Origin of the sequence: Streptomyces atriruber (assembly GCF_001418325.1) — a bacterium.
Lineage (GTDB): Bacteria > Actinomycetota > Actinomycetes > Streptomycetales > Streptomycetaceae > Streptomyces > Streptomyces atriruber.
The window spans coordinates 1-1,099 of the sequence record NZ_LIPN01000628.1; the positions used below are offsets into that span (position 1 = coordinate 1).

General features: G+C 65.6%; 1 protein-coding gene and 1 pseudogene. Both read right to left on the reverse strand.

From position 1 onward, the window contains the following. Positions 1–569, reverse strand: a pseudogene (locus tag AOK03_RS39460) (oxidoreductase); the annotation flags it as partial. A gap of 107 nt (positions 570–676) precedes the next feature. Then, positions 677–1,099, reverse strand: a 423-nt coding sequence (locus AOK03_RS43650) for a hypothetical protein (protein ID WP_208609713.1), incomplete at its 5' end; no start/stop codon positions are given.

The window sequence follows — 1,099 nt, forward strand, 5'->3', positions numbered from 1 at the left end:
GCGACCAGTCCGCCGGCGGACAGCGCCCATTGCTCAGGTGCGGTGATCTCGGCGCCGCTGAGATTCACGGCACCGCTCACGTGGGCGTTGATGAGCGACAAGGCCGTGACCCTGCGGTTGAAAGGCGAGGCAGAGCCGCCTTCCAGGCGAGAGCGCCGCAGGTCGAGGCGCCCCTCGATACGGATCAAACCCGCTTCCACGCCCGGCACTCGGCTGCCCACAATCGCAATCGACTGGGTCGACGCTCCGGAGAGGTCCACGCCCTCCTCGAACCAGCAATCCTCGAGCCAGAGGGGGTGAGCGATCTGCGCGCCGGCCAGGTTGAAGTGTCCGGGTATCCGCGCCCCGGCGAGCCTCAGGCACGCGACGGCGCCTGGCTGCGGGGTGTTCGCGCCCTGGAGGAGCGCCACGATCACGGCGGCCCGAACTGTCCGCCCGGGGCTCCACCGCCCGCCCTCGGCGACACGGTCCTCCTCGGGCACACCCGTGCGCAGGTCCACGCGGCGTCCCTCGGGGAACGCGTCCCACAGCTCAAGCTCCGGTGAAGTCAACTCGTCGTATGAGAGCACTCATGCAGAGTAGTGATCTTCCTACGTGCTCGCCGTTCCCCACTGCGTGCGGCCCGTTCTGTTAGAGGTTCTTAGAGCCTGTCTTCGAACCCTGGAACCTCCGAGGATCAGTGGCGCCCCGACACAAGATCGCTTCGCATGGCGACCGTCGTCTGCAGTCGAAAGTGCAGGTACTGATTGGTGAGTTCCGTGAACTCGGGGGTGTCGAGCGTTGCGCCCTTACTGACGGCGTCGCGCATTGCTCGGACCGAGCGACTGCACTCATACGCGGGACGCACGACAGAGTCAGGCGCAAGTATCTCCAGTTCGTGGCGGGAGACGTAGCAGAGCGTGTAGGCGGCACGAGCTCGTCGATACCGTTCACCAAGCTCAAGATCAGGCGTGGATGCAATGTTCCTCAGGTCGCTGCCCGCCTGGGCATGGGCGGCCAGAAACTTTGAGTACAGAGACTGGCGGGTCCGTCGCCATTCTGCCGCGTCCTCTCGTTGTGTCCTACGCCGTTCAACGAGCAGCGTCGAGCCCATCGCGAT